This window comes from Actinomycetota bacterium, from assembly GCA_009923495.1.
GTDB lineage: Bacteria > Actinomycetota > Actinomycetes > S36-B12 > UBA5976 > UBA5976.
In genome coordinates, this window is sequence record RFTJ01000021.1 from 1 (window position 1) to 20,374 (window position 20,374).

Genomic DNA, 20,374 nt, shown 5'->3' on the forward strand with positions numbered 1-20,374 from the left:
GTTTTTGAAAACCATCGCTACCCGCACATTGATCCATCAACCGAACAGCCAGAGTTGACTCGTGAAGTGAAGACAATAGGTGACGAACCTTTCGTTCTGATTGCCTATTTTGCTTTATCCAGGAATGAAGATTGGCCAGGTATGTTTCTTCCGAATGACCTCTGCGGCAGAACATCCTTACGGATCTAGTGTTTATGGTTCAAGATACCAAGGTCAGCGTGGACCGACGCCGAGTCGCTCGCATGCGAACTTTCATCGCACAATCATTTCTGAGTGACTTAGCGAGTCCCGACTTTTCGGTATTCACAGGGTTTACTTACTCACTTTTTGCAAAAGGGTTGGTTTAGCCCTGACTCACCTAGCGTAGATTAAAGGTGTTAGGGGGTCAGATGTTCAGCATCAGCATTAGATTCAGCTTAAAGGTCGCTGTAGTTATATCTGCTCTGATATTGCCTAACATTATTGGTACCAACGTGTCTGCCCAGACCTATAGCGAATCACAAATAGTGCAGTTGTCTGAGAAATTAATTTCCCAAAATGCAAATGTTTGGCAGGTTAATCCCAATCAATTGATGGTTGATCGAGTTACTTCAACTACAGATGGTCTCACGACGATTCGGTATGTCCAAGTTTTGGGCGGCGCACGCGTAGTTAACTCACTGCTTGCTGTAACCTTCGCAAGCGACGGTAAGTATCTTTCACATCGAGCAAAGTTAACAACCGTGGAAGATCTACAAATTCATAATTCGAGCAGTGGTCAGGCACAGGCCGCCGCCAAAAAATATTTTTTAGATTCTTTGCAAATGTCAGATAAAGAAGTTCTGATAACCAAAACAGATCAAGTATTACTCGACCCAGAGTTAATTGATATCAAGTTGACTTCGCCAATTCGCGCGTGGCAAGTCAACTTAGCAGTAGCAGGTGCCCCTGCTACTGCTAGTTCAGTATTTGTTCGGGATGATGGAACTGAATTGTTAGCAATTCGGCGCGTAGTACGGGCTTTTAACTCGTTTCCAATGCCCTATATCTGTGATTTACAAAAGACAAAACCGTCGGCAAGATTCTCACAATTTGTTGAATCAAAACGGATTGGTAATCTTTCCAGGAAATACATTGGTCGCACTGCCCAGTATCCGCTTTGTGAGGCACGAGATCCTGGTCGTCTTAACAGCGCTAATGCTGCGGCCATCCGAAGTATTAGCGAAACTGTGAATTTTTTTAGAAACAAAGTAGGCGTCGACATCGCCGCTGAACGCTACTTGGGCAACATCGCTCCTTATGCCAACTTTGGTAAGAATCTAAATGCGAAGTCATTTTGTAATCGAAACCCTAAGTCGAAATATTGCGTTCCTACAATTAGTGGCTACACCAATGTTTGCGCTTACGATTCATATTCACAAAATGTTGAGTGTCCCATGGAAAATGCCTTCTGGGTACCGTGGGCTTCAACTGAATGTCACTCAGGTGCTTGTAGCGGAATGTTCTTTGGCAAGGGTTTTGATAAGGCCGATGATGTTGTGGCACACGAATTGACACACGGAGTTACGGGATCTGATTCATTTTTAGCGGGACTTTGTGAAGATTGTGATGCAGCTGCGATTAGTGAGGCGCTATCAGATTTTTTCGGTGAAGCTGTAGATCAGCTCTACGTGCAACCAGGTGAAACTCCAGATCCAAATTGGAGCATGGGCGAGGACATTTCTAATGGACCATTTCGCAATGTTGCGATGACCGGCTTGACCAAACCTTGCCGGTCTTCCTTTGGCTGGGTACCGATTAAGCAGATTGACGACTTATGGGACCCGCAATGTGATCCGCATACAAATCTTGGACCAGCTGACCGATTTGCATGGTTGATTTCAAACGGGGGAACTCAAAATGGAATCACCGTCATGCCAATCGGCGTAGTGCCTCAAACTAGAAACCAAACGTATGGGCTTTGTAACAAGTCAGGAAGTAACTGCACTGCAATTGTGAATATGTCTCGATTAGCATTCCAAGTGTTGCCAAAATTGGATGGCAACACAACATATTCAGAATTCGGATCCGCCCTCTCGCAGGCTTGCAGAGATCTGACCAGGGCTCCCAAGAATCCTTTTCCGTCCAGTTACTGCACTCAAGTAACTAATGCTTTGGCCGCAACGGGTATCACTCAAATTCAAGTTCACGATTTAACTCGAATCAACACTTATTCGGGATTGCCCGAGACAATAACGGCGAGATTTGGAACAACGGGGGCAATCGCTGGTCAGTCAGTTACGCTGCGTTTGCAATATCGGGCTCTGGGTACAAGTATTTGGCAAACACTAGTGAGCACTGATACGGATGCCGATGGACAGGCGTCTTTTCAAACCACATTCCCCGGCACTGGCACTTATCGGGTGATAACTGCCGCAAGCGATTCGGTAGGCACCTTTAGTAGCGTCTGGGTAACGATGAATTAACCATCAATTAAGGTGTTGCATGGCCCAAGCATAAATTGCGATAGCTCCAGCAGCTGAAGCATTCATCGATCTAGTTGATCCATGTTGTGTGATACCTAGAATTTCTGTGCAGGCAGCTAAGCCTTCCTCGGACATACCGGGACCTTCTTGGCCAAAATAAAGAACACAGGATTTCGGTAGTTTTGCCGATTCTAAATTGCTGCACCCAGGCACATTGTCGATTCCGATTATCGGAACATTGTTTTCCAGAGACCAAGATTTAAAATCTGCCACTGTTGGATGATGGAAGAGATGCAGATATCTATCGGTCACCATAGCTCCGCGACGGTTCCAACCCTTTTTACCCACAATATGAACGCCAGCCACGTTAAAAGCATTTGAAGTTCGCACGATTGAGCCAATGTTCAAATCGTGTTGCCAATTTTCAATTGCAATGTGTAGTGGGCTGCGGAATTTATCTAAGTCGGCAACGATGGCCGCAACCGTCCAATAGCGATATTTGTCCAATACATTGCGGGTATCGCCAAATTCGAGAAGTTCTAAGTCGTATTGCTGCCCAGTCGGCCAAGGCTTCGGGTGCGGTCCGACTCCAACTACTGGGTAGAACTCGCCAGGACCTAAATTGCTGCGGTCCCCTTGTGTATCCATAACCACCGAGTCTAGTTTTTGCTTAGTACGCCACTAATTGCTGCAGTGTGTTCGGGAGTTGAACCGCAACAAGAACCTAGTGCTCTAATGCCTAGGTCAGTCATATCTTGAGCAAATGCGGCCATCTCGGCTGGGGTACCCGTGTAAATGAAATCCCCACCGATAAGTTGAGGCAGGCCAGCATTGGACTGCAACAAGATGTGGACGTTCTCTGGCTTAGACGCGACCATTTGGCTTGCGACTATGCGCATTTCGTCGGTTCCCCGACCACAATTAGCCCCAATTAGGCGCACGCCCATCTTTGCTATTTCCGATATAGCTACCGCTGGCTTTACGCCCATCATGGTGTGCAGATTGGTATCGAAACTTAGCGTGGCTGCCACCGGCATCTCTGGCGCAACCTCGTGGGCAGCTAAAACGGCTGCCTGTACTTCTGCTAAATCACTCATGGTCTCAATCAAAACTGCGTCGCACCCACCAGCCACCAAGCCTCTGATTTGCTCAGCAAAAAGCTCTTTTGCACTCTCAGGCGTCAATGTTCCCATTGGCTCCATCAAATCGCCACTAGGACCGACGTCGCCAAAGACAAAAACGTTGTCGTATTTATCGGCGACACTACGTGCCACTTCTGAGCCTGCCTTATTGAGTTCGAACACCCGATCTGCAAGATCATGCATTGCCAACCTTGGTGCACTGCCACCAAAAGTGTTAGTGGTCAGAAACTGCGCACCAGCTGCAGCATAAGAATTTAAAACGTTGGCAACTCTGTCTGGATGTTCAACATTCCAAAGTTCGGGAGCACCGCCATCAGTTAGACCAGCATTTTGCAGCGCAGTCCCCATCGCTCCATCACCAACCAAAGTGTTTCCTGAATCCAACCAGTCGTAAACATTCTTCATTCTGCACTTCCTAACTCGTTAATGAGCAGATTCAATTTCTCTTCTGAAAATTCGGCTTCAAGCTCTGCAACGATTTTCTCGGCAGTGTCACCGGCTGGACTTTCAGATTCAAGCCAAGGGCCTTGTGACCAGGCGGCCAGGTAATTTTCCGAACTAATGTCGTCTAGTCGCATAGCAACTTCGTCAATCGCTTCTTGAAACCTAGAGCTGAGCAAAGTCTTTACTGTGCTCTGCTCATCACGAGCGACAACCATCGATGGAATGGTTCGCCAGAAGGTGATTTGATATTGGGCCACGCGTTCACTCTACTTCAAGGCGGGACACTCGGCATGATGTCATTACGTGGAAAACATCAGTAACGCTGAGAAAATAGCACTGAATGAAGGCGGAGTAATCGTGAGCATTGAGACAACAACTCGACAAATGCCGTTTTGGCACCATAAACATGAAGGCGAGCAGCGCTGGCCAGTTGCCGCTGTTGTGTTATTTGTCATTTTGTTACAACTTACATTGCCAAGTTCATTAAACATCAAGTTCCCAATATTTATTTGTGGTATTGAGTTTCTGCTGCTGACATCGGTAGTAATTTTAAGTCCCCGTCGGATTAGTGAGCACCTACCAACACCTAGAACACTCGGACTCGTTCTTGCTGGCCTGATGACCATCTGTAACTTAGTTTCTACGGCACGACTAATAACATCGCTTATGGACGGCGGAGTCACAGACGCAAATAGTTTGGTGTTTTCAGGTGGTTCAATTTGGATCACTAATGTTGTGGTTTTTTCTCTCTGGTATTGGGAGTTTGATCGGGGCGGCCCGGGCGCTAGGGCGCAGGCTCGTAATCATGTTCCAGACTTTATGTTTCCTCAAATGAGCGATCCCGACTTAGCTGCGCCTCACTGGTCCTCCAAATTTTTCGATTATCTATACATGTCTTTTACTAATGCCAGCGCATTTAGCCCAACTGACGTGTTGCCACTTACCCGCTGGGCCAAGGCCTTGATGTTAATTCAATCGGTGACATCGCTAATTGTTGTCGCCCTCGTTATTGCACGCGGTGTGAACATTTTGCAGTAGAGTCAGATGGCTAGCGGAATTTGAATTTGGCTGGCCTGTGCGAAACCAGGTGTCCTTTGAATCAAGAGCTGATGGAAATTATTGCGCTCAAACATGTGCGCAAATTACTAGCAGCAAGATTAATCTCTAACTTCGGAAATGGCCTTGCACCAATTGCACTTGCTTTTGGAGTTTTGGATTTGCCTGGCGCGACTGCTAAAACTTTATCGATAGTCGTCTTCGCCCAAATGTTTCCAATGGTTGCTTTCATGTTAATCGGCGGAGTAATTGCAGATCGTTTTCCAAAGGCACTCATGGTGGGTGCTTCGGACATCGCATTGAGCCTTTTCGTGATCTGTAATGGAATTATGTTTCTGACAGGAACAGTATCTGTAACTAGTCTGGTAATCGTAGGTGTTGTTTCTGGATTTCTACACGCACTCTGGTGGCCAGCAATGTCCGCTCTACCAACGGAGATAGTTGCAGAGAATCAGTTGCAATCAATCAATTCCGTTGTTGGCATTTCGGCAAATGTTACCAATATTCTGGGCACTGTTACAGGCGGAATCATTGTCGCTGCAATCGGATCCGGCTGGGCGATTGTCCTTGATGGATTCACATTCCTAGTTGCGGGCATCCTCGTAATTCAGATGCGCTCCTTTGGTAAGCGCCGAGAGTCAAATGAATCTTCGCCAAGCGTTATTCAAGATCTGCGTGCAGGCTGGAAAGAATTTAGTAGTAGAAGTTGGGTCGTTGCAGTCGTTTTGGGCTATTCGGTCATTGCAATGCTGATGGAAAGTATTTTCACAGTCGTTGGCCCCGCACACGCAAAGGCCCACCTCGGTGGCCCGAAACCTTGGTCGTGGCTTCTGGCATCCATGACAATTGGCATGTTGGTTGCCGTAGCAGTGACGCTAAAAGTTCGACCAAAGCGTCCAATTTTTGCTGGAGTTAGCATTCAATTTCTAGTTGGCCTGTGGTGGATATCTATGGGTTATAGCGAGAATATTTTATTGCTCATGATCTGCGCATTAGGTGCTGGATTTGCGATGGACTTTTTTATGGTGCTTTGGATGACAGCTCTACAAACGCAGATACCAAAAGAGTCACTGTCACGAGTCAATTCCTATGATGCATTCGGCTCGCTAATCCTTGCACCTCTTGGAATTATCGTGGCCGGACCGCTGGTTACAAAGTTTGGCACGATTACTGTCCTTCACTTTTATACAGCAGCGTTTTTCGTTGTGCTTACTGCGATACTTTGTGTGCCTAGTGTGCGATCGCTTCCCAATAATGAACCGGTAAACCAAACCGCTGACTAAACCAATCTCTAGCCGCTTCAAGAATTTGCTGTTCGGTTAAGGCTGGAATATTTTCATCCATAAGGCCGATAATTTTTCTAGCCAAGTCTGGAGAGTGCTCCTCGGTATAGGTAAAAAAGTTAAGAGCTGCGTTTCCCTTTCCTTTGCCATGACCGATAAGCAGAATTTCTGCACAGGGCGCAAGCACATTGGCGATGTGTTCAAAATAAGCAGTGTTGTATTGACTTGTGCCATGCCCGCCATGATGTTGTGCTTCACGCACATGCAAGTGGCGCTGTGGAACTTGGATGTCAATTACTAGTGGCTTACTTCCCTTTGCGCTGTGCGTTGACCAAATTCGAGTGTGATCATGTGTCACAACCGCCACAACAATTTTGTTTTCTAAGTCCATAACCTGCCCGCCTTTAATTAGTTTCACGGTAAGCAGGCTGGGCAAGTGCGGTCAGGAAGATCGAAAAAGTTTGAGTGCTTCCCCAATTTTGGCCGAAATCGCCCGAAAGTAGGTGAATTTTTCGTTATTTACCTAGAAATGTGGCAAACCTACGCAAGCGTAGGTTACGCTAGCGTAGGTTACGACAGCGTAACCACAAGTCAGGAGCGCCGATGAATTCCTTGGGTCTGCCACCGATCATTCAAGGTGGCATGGGCGCTGCCGTTTCTTCATGGACCCTAGCTCAGACTGTTGCGAAAGAAGGTCAATTAGGCGTTGTCTCAGGTACTGCTCTGGAAACGATTGTTGCCCGACGCCTACAAAATGGTGATGAAGGTGGTTACATGCGCGAGGCACTTGCGCATTTCCCCTATCAAGATGTTGCGAAGCATATCCTCGACACTTTCTTCTTGCCCGAGGGAAGAAAGGGTAAGCCATACCGCCCTATGCGACGAATTAGCATCAAGGCGCATAAGGAGCATGATCAACTTGCTGTCGCCGCCAACTTTGTTGAAGTGTGGTTAGCGAAACAGGCAGGCAATGGAAAAGTCGGAATTAACTTTTTGGAGAAATTGCAAACAGCGACTCCAGCAGCCCTGTATGGAGCAATGCTCGCCGGCGTAGATGCAATTTTGATGGGCGCCGGAATCCCGCGAGAAATTCCGCAGCTGATGACGGACTTTGCAAATGGAAAACCCGGGCATCTTTCAATTGATTCAGAACGCCCGTCGGGAGTCGATGCACCAATTTTGGAATTTGATCCATTGGAATCTTTCGGTGAGGCGCCAGAACTTCCACGTCCAGCATTCTTAGCTATTGTTACGGCAGAAGTTCTGGCTAGTTATCTTGCTCGCAATGAAGTAACCCGCCCAGACGGATTTGTCGTTGAACACTTTATGGCTGGTGGTCACAATGCTCCGCCCCGACGCTTGCAAGATACTGAGACTGGCTACGGACCTTTGGATGAAGCAAACATCGACAAGATTCGAGAAGTTGGACTGCCATTCTGGCTTGCTGGTGGCAGAGCTACCCCTGAATCGGTGGCGGAAGCTATCAAACTTGGAGCCGAAGGTGTTCAAGTCGGCACACTTTTCGCATTGTCGAACGAGTCCGGCTTGTTACCTGAGTATCGCGAGCAAATGTTACAAGCGGCTCGTGAAGGAAAACTCAAGGTTCGTACTGACCATCGAGCCTCACCAACTGGGTTCCCATTCAAGGTAGTTGAACTGCCTGGAACAGTTGGTGAAGAAAGCGTTTATCAGGCTCGTCCTCGACTCTGCGATCTTGGTTACCTGCGCTCGAGTCACATCAATGAAGAAAATAAAGTTACCTATCGCTGTGCTGCTGAGCCAGACGAACCGTTCTTGAAAAAAGGTGGAGCCGTAGAAGAATTGTCAGAACGCATCTGCTTATGCAACGGCCTGACCGCTGCGGTCGGACTAGGACAAGAGCGTCCAGATGGCTACAAGGAAGCACCACTTTTAACATTAGGCGCTACTACTAGCGATGTTGATTCAATGTTAAAAGAGTTTCCATATGGCTGGAGTGCGGTGGATGTGGTCAACCGACTCTTATCTGGGATCAAGCTGGCTACAGGTTAATCAGCCACAGGCTTTCGACGATTTGAGATTACATCTTTAGCCGTCATCGGTATGTAGCGTTCAAAAGAAGCCCTAATTTCAGCTTCAGCCTCTTCGCGTCCAGCCCAAGTTGCTCCCTCGACTGACTTTCCTGGCTCTAAGTCTTTGTAGATTTCGAAGAAGTGTTGAATTTCTTGGCGTTCAAAAACTGGGATGTCTTCGATATCTCTTAAATGACTTTTACGAACATCATTAGCCGGGACACAAATAATTTTGTCATCGCCGCCAGCCTCATCGGTCATGCGGAACATGCCGATTGCTCGGCATCGAATTAGTACCCCAGGGAAGGTTGGCTCTTCAATCATGACCATTGCATCAAGCGGGTCGCTATCGAGTCCCAGCGTGTTTTCTATGTAACCGTAATCACGTGGATACCGGGTTGCAGTAAAGAGCATGCGATCTAGGCGTAATCTGCCAGTTTCATGATCTACTTCGTACTTATTTCGACTGCCGCCTGGGATCTCAATTAAGACATCGAATTCCATCTAAGTTACCTACTAAATGTGTGCCAAGGTATTGGCGTGCATATCCTTATTCTAGAGTGCTTTAGGTAGAACACATAAATTTAAAGTAAGGACCCATGTGCTAAATGATTAACCTGGAAATCCGCCAAGCACTGAAAGAAAATCTCTCTGACCTGTCCGCTGGAGACAAACTGGTAGTTGCCTGCAGTGGTGGCGCTGACAGCTTGGCGCTCGTTCGCGCCGCTGTGCATGTTGGTAGAGAATTAGCCATCAATGTAGGTGCAATCGTCATCGATCATCAGTTGCAATCCGGATCTGCGCTAGTTTCCTCAGCGGCGGCGGTGCTGGCTGAAGAGTTAGGTGCTGATCCCGTTGAACTAATCGCAGTAGAGGTAGTGCTAGGTCCTGGAAGTGGCGGACTTGAGGCCGCCGCGCGAGATGCACGGCGCAGTGCTTTTGAAAGTTATGCAGCCGAGAATGGTGTGAAAGCAATTTTGCTCGGCCATACCAGAGAAGATCAGGCTGAGACTGTGCTACTGGGCTTGGCCCGAGGTTCTGGCGCCCGGTCACTTTCTGGGATGCGGGCAATCGAAGGGCTATACCGACGACCATTTTTACGCCTCGCTCGCGAGTTAGTTCGTAATACAGTTTCAGATTTGGATGTACATGAGGACCCACATAACTCTGACCATACTTTCGCCAGGGTGCGAGTTCGGGAGTCAATCCTGCCCTTAATGGAAACCGAACTTGGCCCGGGAGTTGCTGCAGCCCTTGCCCGCACAGCAGACATGTTGCGCGATGACGCTGATGCATTGGATGAAATTGCTGCGAAACACGGAATGATTGATGAAGTTGAAGTTTTAGCCAAACTTCCTCGAGCGATGCGCACTCGAATCATCAGAAAGTTAGCCATGTCCGCAGGTTGCACAATGAATGACTTGACTCGGGAACACGTGCTCAATGTCGATGCACTCATTGTTCACTGGCATGGACAAGGGCCGTTGAACCTACCCGGGTTAATCAACGTGGAACGCACTCATGGCAAACTAAGGTTCTATCACGCAAACGAGGTATAGGGGAAAAAGTGAAGTCAGAAGATTTAGGCACCGATCTCACTTCCGTTGTCGTTACCAACGAACAAATTGTTGCGCGAATTGCACAGATTGCTATAGAAGTTGATAGCGATTACGCCAACACGGAAAAGCCTTTGCTACTCGTAGGTGTTCTAAAGGGAGCGGTCATGGCCATGGCTGATCTGTCCCGAGCATTGACGATTCCGGTGAACATGGATTACATGGCTGTTTCCTCTTATGGATCTGGAACTAAGTCCAGCGGGGTGGTTCGAATCATAAAGGACTTAGACATTGATTTAAGCGGTCGAGACGTGCTCATTGTTGAAGACATTTTGGACACCGGCCTGACTCTTTCGTGGCTGATTAAGAATTTGAAGTCACGCAGTCCTCGTTCCGTAGAAGTGATGACCATGTTCCGCAAGCCAGATGCCGTGAAAATTCAGGTCGATGCCAAGTACATCGGTTTTGACATCCCTAGCGATTTTGTCGTGGGTTATGGGTTGGATTACAACGAACAATATCGAAATTTGCGGGACGTTGCGGTCCTAGCGCCTCACGTTTACAGTCGCTAATTTTGCGTCATTAAATAGGCAATTTCCCCAAATTGGCGCCGATGTTTCGGCTAGTCTGGGCAGACAATTCTTTTGTAAAGGTTAGTTATGACTGCATCCCATCACGAACTGCCAACCGAGATTTCACAATCTGCTCTTGCCTTGATAGCAGATGCTGGCGCTGAAGTTGGGCAATTTAGAATCGCAAATCATCAAAATCGCATGGTGAATACTCGCGATGGTTCAGTGGAAAATGTTGCGTCTGACTCAAACACTGCACTCAGTGTTCGAGTGGTACTAAATGGCGCATGGGGATTTGCTGCTTCAACTGACCTGACCGAAGCAGCTGCTCGAGATGCGGCTGTTCGAGCATTAGAAATGGCACGCATAAGCGCTCAGGTTTCTAAAGAGCCTGTGGAATTGATCGCGGAACCAAGTCATGGAACGGTTAATTGGACCTTGCCTGTTGGCGAAGATGCAATGGCAAAGTCTGATTCAGAAATCATAGATTTACTTCAAGACTGGAATGCGCGAGTTGCTAAAGCCTCAATAGTGAATCACGTTGATGCAGGAGTCTCTATTGGCCGCGATACTACATTCTTTGCTGATCTAAACGGAAATCACATCACCCAGTCACGTGATCGTATCAGTGCAAATCTGACAGCGATTCACATCGCACCAGAGGGCTTTGAGGATATGCGAACTTGCGCTCCACCGGCTGGTCGTGGTTGGGAGTACCTAACTGGAACTGGCTGGGATTGGGATTCCGAGTTAGCACAACTACCTGACCTACTCGCACAAAAAGCCACCGCTGCATCAGTTGAGCCTGGAGCCTGGGATCTTGTGATTGACCCGACAAATCTATGGTTAACAATTCACGAATCAATTGGCCATGCCACAGAACTTGATCGGGCGCTGGGTTTTGAAGCGAACTACGCAGGAACCTCATTTGCCACACTGGAAAAGTTAGGCAATTTCAAATACGGAAGTCCAATCATGCATGTAACCGGTGATCGGCTTGCCGAACATGGACTATCAACCGTTGCCTTTGATGATGAAGGCGTGGCCGCCCAGCAGTGGGATCTAATCAAGGATGGAATTTTGGTTGGGTATCAAACTGACCGCGCCACCGCAGCCCGAGTGGGCCTTACTCGGTCAAACGGCTGTGCCTTTGCCGACAGTGCGCAGCATGTACCAATTCAGCGAATGCCAAATGTTTCATTGCAGCCAGGTAATGAAGATCTCAGCACTGACGATTTAATTTCAGGTGTTGAGCGGGGCATATACATCGTTGGCGACAAGTCTTGGTCAATCGATATGCAGCGCTACAATTTCCAATTCACTGGACAGCGGTTTTTTGAAATCCGAAATGGAAAGATTGTTGGACAACTTCGCGATGTCGTCTATCAATCAAAGACTCCGGACTTCTGGGGTGCAATGGCGCGAATTGGTGGCCCAAAGACTTACTTACTCGGCGGAGCTTTGAATTGTGGAAAAGGTCAACCAGGTCAAGTAGCACCAGTTAGCCATGGCTGTCCTTCAGCATTATTTACGAATATAAATGTGCTCAATGGCCGTAAGGAGGCAGCGGCATGAGCGAACTGAAAATGTCTGCAGCAGTAGAGATTGGCTTAGAGCTTTTAGGAACTGATGGCGGAGTTGTTGTTGGCGAAGTTAGCCAAGGCGCGAATTTGCGCTGGGCAAATTCTCAGTTAACAACTAACGGCGACATTTTTGAAACCTCACTAAACATTGTGGCCTTTGTTCCGGTATCGGGGGGTATCGGTGCTGGCGTGGCAAGTGGACAAGTGCGCACTCGTGATGACATCGCAAAGTTAGTTCAGGTGGCAAGGGCAAGTGGTGTTGCAAGCGGCGCATCGGAAGATGCTGCCGAATTGGTTGCCGGGCCTGTTTCAAGTGATTTCGGTGCTGACCCTGCCGTGGCAGATTTATCAGGAATCAACCACATCGCCGCCGGACTTGGCGATGTAATGCAGGATCAGACTGCACAATTCTTTGGCTACGCAGAACATTCGCAAGACACACTTTATGTTGGAACTTCCGCGGGCACTCGCTTGCGATTTGCCCAAGCAACTAGCCGTTTTGAACTTTGTGCTAAATCACCTGAGCGCGATCGATCAGCTTGGTCCGGCCAAGGTGGGACGAGCTTATTAAGCACGAATGTGCACGAGCATGCAAAAAATGTTCTACAAGGTTTGGAGTATCAGAAAACAAAAATCGACATTGAACCTGGGCGCCATAAAGTAACTTTGTCTGCAAGTGCTGTTGCCGACCTGATGATCTATTTAATGTGGACAGCATCTGCCCGTGAAGCTGCGCAAGGGCGAAGTGTATTCAGTGCAGCAAATGGTAAAACTAGAGTTGGCGAACAGCTGACTTCAAGAGATTTCAATCTAATTTCTGACCCGAAACTATCAGGTTTAGCAACACTAGATTCCGTTGTAAGTTTGGGTGCTTCGTCAATGTCAAGCCCGTTTGATACTGGCCTGCCCATAGCGGCAACTAATTTGATTTCTGGGGGTGTCCTCACTGCATTAGCAAGCAGCAGGCACGCGGCGAGCGAAGCCGGACTTCCATTCACTGCGCTTGCGGACAATATTTATGTCTACGATGGCGCTGGACATGGTTCGTTAGCCGAGACGGCGGCGCGCATGGGGGACGGCCTTCTCATAACCTGCCTCTGGTACATCCGCGAAGTTGATCCGCAATCACTTTTACTTACTGGTCTAACTCGAGACGGTGTTTATGTTGTTCGTGAGGGCGAAATAGTTGGCGCAGCTGGCAACTTCCGATTTAATGATTCCCCAGTATCGCTACTTGACCGAATTACAGATGCTGGTGATTCACTGGATTGCTTACCCCGTGAGTGGGCCGACTGGTTTAGTCGATCGCGCGTCGCTCCGCTAACTATTGATGGATTCAATTTATCGACAAAGTCGGATGCAATTTAAGCTCTGCAGTTACTAGATTGTCTCAGGGTTGCTCAGTTGGTTAATTGCCGCTGTTAGTGAGAGATCTGTACCAGCTAACAAAATTCGAAGCAATAACCGCGTGCCCAGCTTGGTTTGGGTGAATAGTGGTTCCTTGCCACTCCGGGTGACCGGTAACCCAGGATTCAGCACCTGCAACATATTTCGCCCCAACTGACTGAGCCGAAGTAGCTATCCAGCTGTTGATGGTTGGTAGACATGTTTCTGTTGAAGTCGAAATAACAGGAGTCGCGATGATTTCTGCTGAACCAAAGGTTTGGCGCAACTTTTCAAAAACTGCTTGGATGCGAGTTTGCAACTTAGCAGGTGTTTTCCGAGCAGCTAAGCAGTCGTTGTAGCCGCCAGAAATGACCACTATATCCGGTAAATAAGTAGCAGCACACATTGTTTGCGTGCTGAAGTTGACGAGTCCCGAGCAAGTAAGACTGTCTTTTTGCGGCATGAAGTATCCCGATTTGATTACCGCCACATTTGAGTATTGCCAGCCAAGCGAGGATGCCGCTTCTCGCGCCCAGCCATGCCCATGACCATCCAGGCCCACAGTGACCGATGCGCCCATAAAGACAACTCGCTTTGTGTCTGACACTGGCGATGCTGGACCGTAGCCATACAGATTTTTTCCACGAAGCGATACTTGAGCACGAGTGGTCAGCGGCACGGGCGAAACAGTAATGGATGAACTCTTAACCTTGCCAGTAAACCAAGTCTGCCCTCCGTCAATTGAATATTGATATCCTGTTGCGCCGAGCGAACTTCCACTTTGGAAATCGATTTTCACAAAGTTGTTTCCACGACTTATTAATGTCACAACGGGTGCGGTGCTTGGCGGATTTTTTGAAACAGCTGAGCCTGGGACAGCAAAGCCCAGGAGGCTGACAAGAATGATTGCCAAGATGCAGAATCTCGATCTGGTTGAGGTCATGTGAACAACCTAGACCCAATTAACCGATAGGGCAGAGCAATGGCGGAGGATAGGGGATTTGAACCCCTGAGGGCTTGCACCCAACCCGCTTTCCAAGCGAGCGCCATAGGCCACTAGGCGAATCCTCCAGCGACGAGGTTACCGCCAAACGGGGGTAAATTGCGAACTCAGATTCCGCATAGACTTTAACCAGCCCCTCATGTGGCGTTACCCTGTGAACCTCCCCAGGGCCGGAAGGCAGCAAGGATAAGCGGGCTCTTGCGGGTACATGAGGGGTCCTTTTTGTTCGCACCGTCACCGTAAGCGACTAATCTGAAGGGTATGTCCCTTGCTTTGTACCGCAAATACCGTCCGGGTTCATTTGCCCAGGTAATAGGGCAGGAGCATGTGACTGCACCACTAACGCGAGCGCTGGAAACTAATCGTATTCACCACGCTTACTTGTTTACCGGACCCCGTGGTTGTGGCAAAACGTCATCGGCACGCATCATGGCTAGATCACTAAATTGTGCCCAAGGACCAACAGCCACCCCCTGTAATCAATGCCAGTCCTGCATCGATTTGGCACCCAATGGCCCTGGCTCGATTGATGTCATTGAAATCGATGCTGCTACTTATCGTGGCATTGATGATGCAAAAGAATTACGCGAGCGGGCCATCTATGCACCGGTTAATTCAACATACAAGATTTACATAATCGACGAAGCACATCAGCTAACTCGTGACGCTTTCAACGTCCTGCTTAAGTTAGTTGAAGAACCACCACCTCACTTGAAATTTATCTTCGCAACTACCGAGCCAGACAAAATTATTCCAACACTGCGATCCCGAACTCACCACTATCCATTCCGACTAGTATCAGCAAAAGTTTTACAAGAACATCTGCAAAGTTTGTGTGAGAGCGAAGGCATAAAAGCTGATCCCGCTGCAATTGCACTGGTTGCTAGAGCCGGAGCTGGATCTGTCCGAGATTCACAGTCCGTTCTTGGTCAAGTTATTGCAGGAGCTGGAGCGGAAGGGATTACTTACGCAGAGACCGTCGCACAACTTGGCTTTACAGATGAAACCTTGCTTACCCGGGTCATCGATGCAATCGCAACAGGCAACGGCGGCGAAATGTTTGCGCTAATCGAAGAAGTTGTCTCATCTGGACATGAACCTCGTCGCTTCGCAACGGACTTACTCGAGCGACTACGGGACATGGTTGTTGTCACCCAATTGGAAGACGCAACCACTTCAGGACTATTTGATTTACCACAGGAACAGATAGAAGATATTGCCCGTCAAGGTGCGCTATTTACGCCAGCCCAACTTGTTCGGGTCGCTGACCTAGTTAGCGTTGGACTTAGTGAACTTCGAGGTGCGGCCGCGCCAAAGTTACAGCTTGAATTGCTAGCAGCTCGCCTAGTAACTGATGAGGTAACTTCAGATTTGGCTGTCCGTGTTGCTCGACTAGAGCAAGGTGGAGTTGTTCAGTCGGTAAGACCAAGTGTGGTCAAGGCTCGTGAACAACAAGTTGAGCCCGAGTTCGTGGTCGCCGCTGCTATCGACCCGGAACCAGTTGCTCCGCAAATTGTTGCCTCGCCCCCAGTTCGTCCTGCAGCAAGTACCCGCAGAGCTCCTGCACCAAGCAAGCCATCTGAGGTTAAGGCAGAGGCGGCAAAAACCATGCAGGACGCAGAAGTAACAGCTCAGGCTGATCCGCCAGCTAATGTCACTATTGAGTTGGTTGATGCAAACTGGGAGCGAATTCTGCAAGACGTAACTGCAACTCGAAAAGTTGCAGGTTTGGTTTTAATTGGAACTAAGCCGCTATCACTAACGGCAGACGGAATGCTTGCGGTCGGATTTCCAAACGATGGTGCATGCAAGAACTTCACTGGTTCGCCGACCGTCAGTTTGCTACAAACTTCAATCAAGAAATTTGTTGGCGCTACCTTGCGCATAGATGCTTTCGTTGATCAGAGTCTAAGTCAAAGAGCAAAGGCTAAAGACCCAGAAATTATTCAAGACTCTGAATCTGACTCTGATTCCTCGCCAGCAGACCCCTTAGATATTGTCGCCAGCATGCTCGGTGGCCAAGTTATTAGCGATAGCAAAAATAATTCATGAGTAGTTTGTATGAAGGAATAGTTCAAGACCTGATCGATGAGTTCGCTAAATTGCCAGGTGTTGGCCCAAAAGGCGCATCCCGAATCGCATTTCACTTACTGCACGCTGACCGAGAAGAAATTAACCGTCTCGTTTCGGTACTCAGTGAGGTTCGCGAAAAAGCCAGATTCTGTTCCATATGTTTCAATGTGGCTCAAGATGACCTATGTCGGATTTGCTCCGATGTTCGTCGCGATCAGACGGTGTTATGTGTAGTTGAAGAACCAAAAGATGTTTTAGCAATAGAGCGAACCCGAGAATTCAGGGGCCGCTACCACGTTCTTGGTGGGGCAATTAGCCCGCTTGATGGTATCGGTCCAGATGATCTTCAGATCAGTGAATTAGTTGCCCGCCTTTCCGATAATTCCATTGCCGAACTAATTCTTGCCACTAATCCCAATCTGCAGGGCGAGGCTACTGCTACTTACTTGAACCGACTCATCTCGCCACTGGGGATTAAGGTAACTCGATTGGCCAGTGGCCTGCCAGTTGGCGGCGATCTTGAGTATGCTGACGAGGCAACTCTGGGTCGAGCATTGGCAGGCAGGCGTCAGGTTAACAACTAACACTAAGTTGGGCAGCCCCATAGGGGGTGAAACTAGCACCCCGTTTTCACTTTAGACTTAATAACTATGGGTCGAATCGTTGCCAAGTTTGGCGGATCATCGGTAGCCGATGCCGCTAGCATTTTGCGCGTTGCAAAACGAATTGTTGATGCAAAGAATGCAGGCAATGAAGTTGTGGTAGTTGTCTCGGCAATGGGTGACACAACTGATGAGTTGCTAGACCTTGCTCAACAGGTCTCACCAAACCCGCCCGGTCGAGAACTCGATATGCTCCTAACCGCTGGAGAGCGAATTTCCATGGCGGTACTTGCCATGGCGATTAGCGACCTTGGCGTTGAGGCTCGTTCCTACACTGGTTCACAAGCTGGCCTTATCACAGATTCAACGCACGGCAAGGCTCGAATCATAGACGTTTCTCCTAGCCGAATTTTAGAGGCGCTTAGCCAAGGTGCAATTCCGATTGTTGCTGGATTCCAAGGTGTCTCACAAGATACCAAGGACATTACGACATTGGGACGTGGCGGCTCAGATACCACAGCTGTTGCACTGGCCGCAGCACTTAATGCCGATGTCTGCGAAATTTACACCGATGTTGATGGTATTTTTTCTGCTGATCCCCGCATTGCGCCGAAAGCTCGTCAGGTGCCCCGCATCACTTATGACGAAATGATGGAATTGGCTGCAGCTGGTGCCAAGGTGCTACATCTTCGGTGTGTTGAGTATGCAAAACGCTTTGATGTGCCACTACATGTTCGCTCGTCATTTTCTGACAAGGAAGGCACTTTTGTAATTGCTGACCTTGATGATCAATCCAAGTTAGTCAACCTGTCCAATCAAGGAGTTGTCATGGAACAACCAATTATTGCTGGCGTAGCTCACGATTTGAGTGATGCAAAAATCACGGTACTCGCAGTTCCAGATAAGCCTGGTACTGCAGCAGCTATCTTCCAGGCAGTTGCGGATGCAGGTATCAATATGGACATGATTGTACAGAACGTCAGTAGTCATGGCAGTCAAAAAACCGATGTTACTTTTACCGCACCTCGTGCTGATGTTGACAAGGCAGAAGTGGCATTGCGCCAGGTGCAAGCAGAGATTGGTTTTGAAGACATTGAAACTGACAGCAACATTGCAAAAATCTCACTAGTTGGGGCTGGTATGCGGTCACACCCGGGAGTATCTGCAACTTTTTTCAAGGCAATTGCGGATGCTGGCGTGAACGTGGAAATGATCTCAACTTCCGAAATTCGAATTTCGGTCGTGACCAGAGCAACCGATGCAGCAACAACAGTGCAGGCAGTTCATTCAGCATTTGGACTTGATGTCGACGGTGAAGCCGTCGTTTATGCGGGGACTGGTCGATAATTATGGCAAAGAAACCAACACTTGCGGTCGTTGGTGCAACTGGCGCTGTCGGCACAGTAATGCTAGACATTCTCTCCGAACGCGAAGATGTGTGGGGCGATATTCGTTTGCTAGCCTCCGCTCGATCGGCAGGCAAAGTGCTTCAGGTGCGCGGTAAAGATGTTGTTGTCCAAGAGCTGACCGAAGACGCGTTTGCTGGTGTCGATGTTGCAATGTTTGATGTTCCAGATGAGGTATCTGAAATCTGGGCACCGATTGCCGCAGCGCAAGGCGTGGTTGCCGTTGACAATAGTGGCGCTTTCCGGATGGATCCAGACATCCCATTGGTCGTTCCTGAAGTTAATGCCGCCGAAGCCAAGAATCGACCAAGAGGAATCATTAGCAATCCAAATTGCACAACACTTTCCATGATTGTTGTTGTTGGTGCTCTGCATCGTCACTTCGGGATAAAGGAATTGGTTGTTTCTTCATACCAGGCAGCCTCAGGTGCTGGACAAGCGGGAATCGATAGCCTGCAAGCACAGTTAAGCGAAGTTGCTGGTAAAAATCTCGGCTCAGAGACCGGTGATGTGCGTAAAGTGCTTACAGATACCGACCCGTTTCCAGCCCCTCTGGCCATGAATGTTGTACCTTGGGCCGGTTCTTTAAAAGAAGATGGGTACACAAGCGAGGAACTTAAGGTCAGAAATGAGTCACGCAAGATTTTGGGCATCCCTAATCTAAAGGTGCATGCCACTTGTGTTCGTGTACCAGTTGTAACCACTCATTCACTCGCAGTCCATGCTGTCTTTGAAAGACCAATGACTCCAGCAGCCGTGAGGGCCGTGCTTGACGAGGCGCAAGGAGTCCTCGTTGTAGATGATCCGGCAAACAAAGTCTTTCCGACACCAATCGACGTGGTTGGAACTGATCCCACGGTTGTTGGTCGGATTAGAGTGTCACCTGAATATCCAAATGAGTTGGACTTTTTCGTTTGTGGCGACAACTTGCGAAAGGGCGCTGCATTAAATACCGCGCAAATAGCAGAAGTGGTTGCAACTGAATTTAACTAAATTTATTTCTTGCTACTTAATGTGAGTAATGTAGCTTCCGGTCGGCACGCAAGGCGAATTGGTGTGAACGGTGAGGTTCCAACGCCAGCCGAAACGTGAAGTGGCATGTTGTTCTCGCCGAAAATAGACAAACCTTTTGCTTGCTTTGTTGGTAAGTCACAGTTCGTAACTAGGGCACCATAAAACGGAATACAAACTTGACCACCATGTGTGTGTCCGGCTAACACCAACTGTGCGTGATCAGCAGCGAAACTTTGTAACACTCGCTTGTATGGCGCATGAGTAACACCCAGTGCCAAAGAACCACTAGTAAATGGACCAGAGACCAATTCATAACGGTCTTTGTTAATGTGCGGGTCATCAGTTCCTCGAGCATGAATACTCACTTCATTTACAACGAGATTCGTTTGGCTGTTGTTTAAATCATGCCAACCGGCTCCGGTTAGCTGCTCACACAGCTCAGTCGTCGGTAGCCGCACATCTTTAATAACCGAATTTCGTTTCTTGTTGAAATAGACAAACGGACTCTTTAGGTACGGAGCGTAATAATCGTTGCTTCCAAGCACGAAGAGTCCTGGCTTAGCTAATAACTCACCAAGTGCCTCCATAACTGCTGGGACGGCAAGCTGGTGGGCTAAAAAGTCGCCAGTGACCACGACAAGGTCTGGATCTAGCGTCGCAAGTGAGGCAACCCATTGAATCTTGCGGGTCTGTGCGGGGGTTATGTGGAGGTCTGAGAGGTGTAACACTCGCAGGTCTGGGCTGTCTGGAGGCAAGACT

The 20,374-nt window shown here is 48.5% G+C and carries 19 protein-coding genes, 1 tRNA gene, 1 other RNA gene and 1 pseudogene; 14 read left to right on the top strand and 8 right to left on the bottom strand.

Going from position 1 to position 20,374, the window contains the following annotated elements:
* Both EBS36_06460 and EBS36_06465 read left to right on the top strand, forming a co-directional pair.
* A pseudogene (locus EBS36_06460) lies at positions 1 to 277 on the top strand (dCTP deaminase).
* Positions 278 to 389: 112 nt separating this feature from the next.
* On the top strand, positions 390 to 2,444 hold the full coding sequence (locus EBS36_06465) for a hypothetical protein (GenBank protein ID NBU32791.1): 2,055 nt from the start codon (positions 390 to 392) through the stop codon (positions 2,442 to 2,444).
* A gap of 3 nt (positions 2,445 to 2,447) precedes the next feature.
* On the opposite strand, the gene EBS36_06470 is transcribed toward EBS36_06465, so the two are convergent.
* Genes EBS36_06470 through EBS36_06480 form a run of 3 tightly spaced genes read right to left on the bottom strand, consistent with a single transcriptional unit; the run spans position 2,448 to position 4,287 of the window.
* Complete coding sequence (locus EBS36_06470) at positions 2,448 to 3,092, bottom strand: rRNA methyltransferase (GenBank protein NBU32792.1); 645 nt, start codon at positions 3,090 to 3,092, stop codon at positions 2,448 to 2,450.
* Between the two features lie 11 nt (positions 3,093 to 3,103).
* Complete coding sequence (locus EBS36_06475) at positions 3,104 to 3,991, bottom strand: hypothetical protein (GenBank protein ID NBU32793.1); 888 nt, start codon at positions 3,989 to 3,991, stop codon at positions 3,104 to 3,106.
* Positions 3,988 to 4,287, bottom strand: coding sequence for a hypothetical protein (locus EBS36_06480; GenBank protein ID NBU32794.1), 300 nt, complete (start codon positions 4,285 to 4,287; stop codon positions 3,988 to 3,990). The genes EBS36_06475 and EBS36_06480 overlap by 4 nt, the downstream gene beginning before the upstream one ends.
* A gap of 127 nt (positions 4,288 to 4,414) precedes the next feature.
* Between EBS36_06480 and EBS36_06485 the strand changes: the two genes are divergently transcribed.
* Both EBS36_06485 and EBS36_06490 read left to right on the top strand, forming a co-directional pair.
* Positions 4,415 to 5,068: a hypothetical protein gene (locus EBS36_06485; protein NBU32795.1), complete on the top strand. Its 654-nt coding sequence runs from the start codon at positions 4,415 to 4,417 to the stop codon at positions 5,066 to 5,068.
* A gap of 71 nt (positions 5,069 to 5,139) precedes the next feature.
* Entirely contained in the window at positions 5,140 to 6,369 is a 1,230-nt protein-coding gene (locus EBS36_06490) for an MFS transporter (protein NBU32796.1), read from the top strand.
* On the opposite strand, the gene EBS36_06495 is transcribed toward EBS36_06490, so the two are convergent.
* Positions 6,317 to 6,760 (bottom strand): hypothetical protein, encoded by a 444-nt coding sequence (locus EBS36_06495; GenBank protein NBU32797.1) that lies wholly within the window; start codon positions 6,758 to 6,760, stop codon positions 6,317 to 6,319. The two genes, EBS36_06490 and EBS36_06495, sit on opposite strands and share 53 nt — an antisense overlap.
* Positions 6,761 to 6,972: 212 nt before the next feature.
* Here EBS36_06495 and EBS36_06500 point away from each other — a divergent pair, with 212 nt between their 5' ends.
* Complete coding sequence (locus EBS36_06500; GenBank protein NBU32798.1) at positions 6,973 to 8,400, top strand: nitronate monooxygenase; 1,428 nt, start codon at positions 6,973 to 6,975, stop codon at positions 8,398 to 8,400.
* Here EBS36_06500 and EBS36_06505 read toward each other — a convergent pair.
* Complete coding sequence (locus EBS36_06505; protein NBU32799.1) at positions 8,397 to 8,924, bottom strand: inorganic diphosphatase; 528 nt, start codon at positions 8,922 to 8,924, stop codon at positions 8,397 to 8,399. The genes EBS36_06500 and EBS36_06505 overlap by 4 nt on opposite strands.
* A gap of 104 nt (positions 8,925 to 9,028) precedes the next feature.
* Between EBS36_06505 and tilS the strand changes: the two genes are divergently transcribed.
* From tilS to EBS36_06525, 4 genes are all read left to right on the top strand, one after another.
* A complete protein-coding gene (gene tilS, locus EBS36_06510) occupies positions 9,029 to 9,979 on the top strand; it encodes a tRNA lysidine(34) synthetase TilS (protein ID NBU32800.1) in 951 nt (316 codons plus the stop codon).
* 8 nt (positions 9,980 to 9,987) lie between these two features.
* Complete coding sequence (hpt, locus tag EBS36_06515) at positions 9,988 to 10,548, top strand: hypoxanthine phosphoribosyltransferase (GenBank protein NBU32801.1); 561 nt, start codon at positions 9,988 to 9,990, stop codon at positions 10,546 to 10,548.
* A gap of 108 nt (positions 10,549 to 10,656) precedes the next feature.
* A complete protein-coding gene (locus EBS36_06520; GenBank protein ID NBU32802.1) occupies positions 10,657 to 12,123 on the top strand; it encodes a TldD/PmbA family protein in 1,467 nt (488 codons plus the stop codon).
* Complete coding sequence (locus EBS36_06525) at positions 12,120 to 13,499, top strand: TldD/PmbA family protein (protein NBU32803.1); 1,380 nt, start codon at positions 12,120 to 12,122, stop codon at positions 13,497 to 13,499. Before EBS36_06520 ends, EBS36_06525 begins: the two co-directional genes overlap by 4 nt.
* A gap of 40 nt (positions 13,500 to 13,539) precedes the next feature.
* Here the strand turns inward: EBS36_06525 and EBS36_06530 are convergent, their stop codons facing one another.
* Positions 13,540 to 14,460, bottom strand: a complete 921-nt coding sequence (locus EBS36_06530) for an SGNH/GDSL hydrolase family protein (protein ID NBU32804.1) — start codon at positions 14,458 to 14,460, stop codon at positions 13,540 to 13,542.
* A gap of 40 nt (positions 14,461 to 14,500) precedes the next feature.
* Positions 14,501 to 14,588: transfer RNA gene (locus EBS36_06535), tRNA-Ser, on the bottom strand.
* Positions 14,589 to 14,648: 60 nt separating this feature from the next.
* On the opposite strand from EBS36_06535, the gene ffs reads away from it, so the two are divergent.
* From ffs to EBS36_06560, 5 genes are all read left to right on the top strand, one after another.
* Positions 14,649 to 14,744, top strand: an RNA gene (gene ffs / locus EBS36_06540) — signal recognition particle sRNA small type.
* Between the two features lie 37 nt (positions 14,745 to 14,781).
* Entirely contained in the window at positions 14,782 to 16,572 is a 1,791-nt protein-coding gene (locus tag EBS36_06545; GenBank protein ID NBU32805.1) for a DNA polymerase III subunit gamma and tau, read from the top strand.
* A 5-nt stretch (positions 16,573 to 16,577) separates the two neighbouring features.
* Entirely contained in the window at positions 16,578 to 17,177 is a 600-nt protein-coding gene (gene recR / locus EBS36_06550; protein NBU32806.1) for a recombination protein RecR, read from the top strand.
* 66 nt (positions 17,178 to 17,243) lie between these two features.
* Positions 17,244 to 18,542 (top strand): aspartate kinase, encoded by a 1,299-nt coding sequence (locus tag EBS36_06555; protein NBU32807.1) that lies wholly within the window; start codon positions 17,244 to 17,246, stop codon positions 18,540 to 18,542.
* Positions 18,542 to 19,594: an aspartate-semialdehyde dehydrogenase gene (locus EBS36_06560; GenBank protein NBU32808.1), complete on the top strand. Its 1,053-nt coding sequence runs from the start codon at positions 18,542 to 18,544 to the stop codon at positions 19,592 to 19,594. Before EBS36_06555 ends, EBS36_06560 begins: the two co-directional genes overlap by 1 nt.
* Positions 19,595 to 19,596: 2 nt before the next feature.
* Here EBS36_06560 and EBS36_06565 read toward each other — a convergent pair.
* The coding region (locus EBS36_06565; GenBank protein ID NBU32809.1) for a metallophosphoesterase at positions 19,597 to 20,374 on the bottom strand (778 nt) is incomplete at its 5' end.

Bases quoted from the DNA above. Each gene is read 5' to 3' on its own strand.
- EBS36_06465 (NBU32791.1), top strand. From the start codon at position 390: ATGTTCAGCATCAGCATTAGATTCAGCTTAAAGGTCGCTGTAGTTATA.
- EBS36_06470 (NBU32792.1), bottom strand. From the start codon at position 3,092: ATGGATACACAAGGGGACCGCAGCAATTTAGGTCCTGGCGAGTTCTAC.
- EBS36_06475 (NBU32793.1), bottom strand. From the start codon at position 3,991: ATGAAGAATGTTTACGACTGGTTGGATTCAGGAAACACTTTGGTTGGT.
- EBS36_06485 (NBU32795.1), top strand. From the start codon at position 4,415: ATGCCGTTTTGGCACCATAAACATGAAGGCGAGCAGCGCTGGCCAGTT.
- EBS36_06490 (NBU32796.1), top strand. From the start codon at position 5,140: ATGGAAATTATTGCGCTCAAACATGTGCGCAAATTACTAGCAGCAAGA.
- EBS36_06495 (NBU32797.1), bottom strand. From the start codon at position 6,760: ATGGACTTAGAAAACAAAATTGTTGTGGCGGTTGTGACACATGATCAC.
- EBS36_06500 (NBU32798.1), top strand. From the start codon at position 6,973: ATGAATTCCTTGGGTCTGCCACCGATCATTCAAGGTGGCATGGGCGCT.
- EBS36_06505 (NBU32799.1), bottom strand. From the start codon at position 8,924: ATGGAATTCGATGTCTTAATTGAGATCCCAGGCGGCAGTCGAAATAAG.
- tilS (NBU32800.1), top strand. From the start codon at position 9,029: ATGATTAACCTGGAAATCCGCCAAGCACTGAAAGAAAATCTCTCTGAC.
- EBS36_06525 (NBU32803.1), top strand. From the start codon at position 12,120: ATGAGCGAACTGAAAATGTCTGCAGCAGTAGAGATTGGCTTAGAGCTT.
- EBS36_06530 (NBU32804.1), bottom strand. From the start codon at position 14,460: ATGACCTCAACCAGATCGAGATTCTGCATCTTGGCAATCATTCTTGTC.
- EBS36_06545 (NBU32805.1), top strand. From the start codon at position 14,782: ATGTCCCTTGCTTTGTACCGCAAATACCGTCCGGGTTCATTTGCCCAG.
- EBS36_06555 (NBU32807.1), top strand. From the start codon at position 17,244: ATGGGTCGAATCGTTGCCAAGTTTGGCGGATCATCGGTAGCCGATGCC.